General features: G+C 59.0%; 1 protein-coding gene and 1 pseudogene. One reads left to right on the forward strand and one right to left on the reverse strand.

Translation table 11 applies throughout. From position 1 onward, the window contains the following. Positions 1-107 precede the first annotated feature (107 nt). Positions 108-2,351 carry an EAL domain-containing protein gene (locus ACUVTA_RS08735; protein ID WP_445952558.1) on the forward strand — a complete coding sequence of 748 codons (2,244 nt, stop codon included), beginning with the start codon at positions 108-110 and terminating at the stop codon, positions 2,349-2,351. On the opposite strand, the pseudogene ACUVTA_RS08740 reads toward ACUVTA_RS08735, so the two are convergent. Then, positions 2,348-3,991 (reverse strand): annotated as a pseudogene (locus tag ACUVTA_RS08740) (heavy metal translocating P-type ATPase); the annotation flags it as partial. The gene ACUVTA_RS08735 and the pseudogene ACUVTA_RS08740 sit on opposite strands and share 4 nt — an antisense overlap. Positions 3,992-4,057: the final 66 nt, after the last annotated feature.

Raw genomic sequence — 4,057 nt, forward strand, 5'->3', positions numbered from 1 at the left:
GTCGTTGAAGCAGGAAGCCTTCGTAGATAATTTTCTACAAAAGGTGGGACGGCTAATTACCCGATATGGAATGCCCGGTAAAACTGGAGAAAAGGAGCCGTATTCTCTTGGCTTTGGTCCTTATTGCCTTCCTCCTGACCGGGGGTGGTAGCGCCGTCTATGGCTACCGTCATTATACGGAACAGCGGGAGAAGTATTTTCAGACCCTGCGGCAAACCGAGCGCGAGGCGGCGGCGAACGCCGCCTTCCTCCTGGGCGAGGTACTGCGCTCTTACCGGGAACTGGTTTTTATTACCGCAACCCGGTTAGCGAAAATGAACCTCGACGACGATGCCGGTATAGACCAATTTCTTACCGAAAAAGTTATCGGTTTGAGCTTGGTAGATAATTTCTATTTTTGCCGGGAACGGGACGGCAAGCTCCTCGATTCGGCCAACGCCCAGTTCCCACCCAACTTTGATCCCCGCCAGCGCCCCTGGTACCGGGAAGCGGTGGCCGCGCGGGGTTTCATCGTTACCGAACCATACCGTGATGCCGCCACCGGCGAACTTTGCCTGACCCTGGCCGTTCCCGTATATCAGCAGCAGGAGTTGCGCGGGGTGCTGGGCCTAGATATTTTCCTCAGGACGGCGGCGGGCCTTATCGCCAACCTCAAGTGCGGCCCAGGAGGTTGCTTATGGGTAGTAGACGGCCGGGGCTACATACTTATCCATCCTAATAAAGCCTTGGTAGGACTTAACCTTTTCGCTTCGCCGCAGGCGTGGCGCCACGCGGCGCGGGAAGAGCAGGATTGCCTCGAAGCCTTGCGGGCCAACTGGCGGAAGATGCGCGGTGCTTTTGAGGGGGAGCTTACCTACCGGAATGAGAAAAACGAACTGGTTTTAGCACAGTTCTGGACCGTGCCGGTGGGGGAATGGAAGGTGGTTGCCAGTGTCGCGCCGGCGGAAGTGCAGCACCAGCTGAGAAGCATCGCGCTTTTCGATATGGTAATGGGCGGGTTTGGTCTCCTTACCTTCGTTTTACTGGCGGGCCTTTTCTTGAGCGTTTACGGGTTAATGCACCGCAAAGAGCTGCAATTCTTGGCGACCCACGATTTTTTAACCGGGCTGCCCAACCGCTACTTTTTAGAGTTGAATCTCAAACGGGCTCTGGCCCGGGCGCGGCGGGGGCGTCAGAGCGCGCTTTTGTTTCTCGACTTCGACAACTTCAAGCTCATTAACGACACCTTGGGGCACAGTGCCGGCGATACCGCGCTCAAGTTCATGGTTAGCCTGCTGCGGAAGAATTTGCGGGAGGGGGACTTGTTAGCCCGCGTCGGCGGGGACGAGTTCGCGGTCCTCCTGGAAGGGAGCGGTTGTGAGGAAGCCGAGGAGATAGCGGAACGGTTGCGACGTGTCGTTGACGAAACCCCGGTTACGCTTGACGGACATACTTTCAACCTCAGCCTCAGCATTGGCATCGCCCTTCTGGATGAAAAGCTTCTGGATGAAAAGATGGATATCCAAAGACTCCTCGGGCAGGCCGACGCGGCGCTTTACACCGCGAAAGAAAGCGGCGGGAACACCTGCGTAATCGTAAGGCCGGAAGAAGATCTCGTTGCCGCTTCTTCTGCTGCCAGTTACTGGGTGAGCCGCATCAAAGCGGCCCTGCGTGAAGAGGGCTTCATCCTTTTCTTCCAACCGGTAGTGAGTGTTGGCGATGCACGCATCCTTTACCACGAGGTTTTGCTGCGGTTACGGGCGGAGGACGGCACTTTGATTGCTCCCGATAGCTTCATCCCGGTTGGGGAGCGCTTTGGTCTGATGCCGCAGATTGATTGCTGGGTGACTAGGAGAGCGCTTAAAGTCTTGCAGGCGAACCGAGAGCTTACCCTCTTTGTGAATCTTTCTGCCGCCAGTATCGGCAGTGACATGCTTCTCGACTGCATCATTACAGCGATTAAAGAGAGCGGCGTCGACCCGCGGCAGTTAGGGTTTGAAATCACCGAAACCGCCGTGATGAAAGATTTCGAGCGCGCGAAAGACTGGCTCCGAGTGCTGCGAGACTTGGGCTGTCGCTTCGCCCTCGACGATTTCGGCGCGGGCTGCACTTCCTTTTCGCTTTTTAGCCTCTTAGCAGCGGACTACCTCGATTACCTTAAGATCGCCGGAACCTTCGTGCGCGGTGCGGCGCAGACGCCTTCTGCCCGGAGTATTGTTCAGGCGATAACCACCGTGGCTGCGGCTTTCGGCAGGAAAACGGTGGCCGAGGGGGTGGAGAACGAAGCGATTCTTGAAGTGGTAAGAGAGATCGGCGTCGACTACGCTCAAGGCTTTTACTTCGGGAAGCCGCAGCCGGAAATTAAAGTTTAAAGCTTTGCCCGTGGCAGCAGGAGCGAGCTTGTAACTACCGATACGTCACTTAAGGCCATAAGCGCGGCGGCCACTACTGGGGTAAAGAAACCAAAGGCGGCGGCAGGTAGAGCGAGAATGTTGTAAATAAACGCCCAGAAGAGGTTCTGACGAATCTTCCGGGCGGCTGCCCGCCCGAGCCTCAGCGTCCGGAGTACCCCCCGGAGGTCGCCACGGAAAAGGATCACCCCGGCCACCTCCCCGGCTACGTCGGTTCCGGTATCGACAGCGCTCCCCAAGTCGGCCGCGGCGAGGGCCGGAGCATCATTGATCCCGTCGCCGACCATCGCCACTACCCGGCCCTGGGTTTGCAGCTCTTTTACCAGCGCGGCTTTTTCCTCGGGGAGCACCCCGGCCCGAACCTCGTCTATCCCCACCTTTCCCGCGACCGTCCGTGCCACCACGGGGTGGTCGCCGGTGGCAAGAATTACCCTTACTCCCATCTGTTTTAGCGAAGCGACTGCCGCCTTAGCGCCCTCTTTAACCGTATCTGCGACCCCAACGACCCCGGCGGGCTTGCCGTTTACCGCCACAAAAATCACCGTATTGCCCTGGGCGCTGAGCTTTGCTGCTTTTTCTTGGAGGGGCGTTGTGGCGATGCCTTCTTCCTGCAGGAGCCGTTCTTGCCCGACGACTACTGTTTGTCCGGTAACCGTTGCCCGGATCCCAAAGCCGGGGAGGGCGGTGAAATTTTCAGCTTCCGGCCACGCCAACCCTTGGGCCCTTGCGCTGACGACAATTGCCCGGCCGATCGGGTGCTCGGAGAGATGTTCGGCGGCTGCTGCCCAGCGGAGCAGCTCTGATGTGGTATAGCCCGGCGCCGCTTCCACCGCCATGACCGCTAATTTGCCCGCCGTAAGCGTTCCGGTTTTATCGAAAACCACCGTATCGACCCGCGCGGCGGTTTCGAGAAACTCCCCGCCCCGGAAGAAAACTCCCGCTTTCGCTCCTCGCCCGGTTGCCATAATTACTGCTGTGGGCGTCGCTATACCTAAGGTGCAGGGGCAGGCTACCACCAAAACGGCCGCTGTCTGGAGCACCGCCCGGGCGATACCGCCGGTCAGAAGCAACCAGCCGGTGAGGGTCAAGGCTGCCAAGGTAACCACTCCGGGCACGAAATAGCCAATAATTCGGTCCGCAACTCGCTGCGCCTTCGCTTTGCGTTCCTGAGCCTCGTGGACGAGCCGGATCGTTCGCGCCAGCACCGTTGCCGCACCCACCCCTGTAGCCTGCACGTGGAGCACGCCGTTGAGGTTAAGCGTCCCCCCACAACCGCGTCTCCCGGTTTCTTTTCTACGGGCAGGCCTTCGCCGGTGACGAGCGACTCATCAACCGCGGCGGCGCCGCCGACCACTCTTCCGTCAACCGGCACCCGCTCACCCGGGCGCACGATAACCGTGTCCCCGACGGCGACGGTGTTCGCCGGGACTTCTACCTCGTCTCCGTCCCGGAGAATCCGGGCCGTTGCAGGCTGAAGGTTCAAAAGCTCTCGCACGGCGGCGGTGGTTTGCCGCCGGGCGCGGTCTTCGAGGTAGCGCCCTAAGAGGACGAGCGTGATGATTGTGCCTGAAGTTTCGTAGTAGCTGGGACTGCTGCGCCAAAAAGTGTTGACCACACTTAAAAGGTAAGCTGCCGTGGTTCCGAGAACCACAAGAGTATCTATTGTG

The sequence above is a fragment of the Thermodesulfitimonas sp. genome (genome assembly GCF_052743955.1).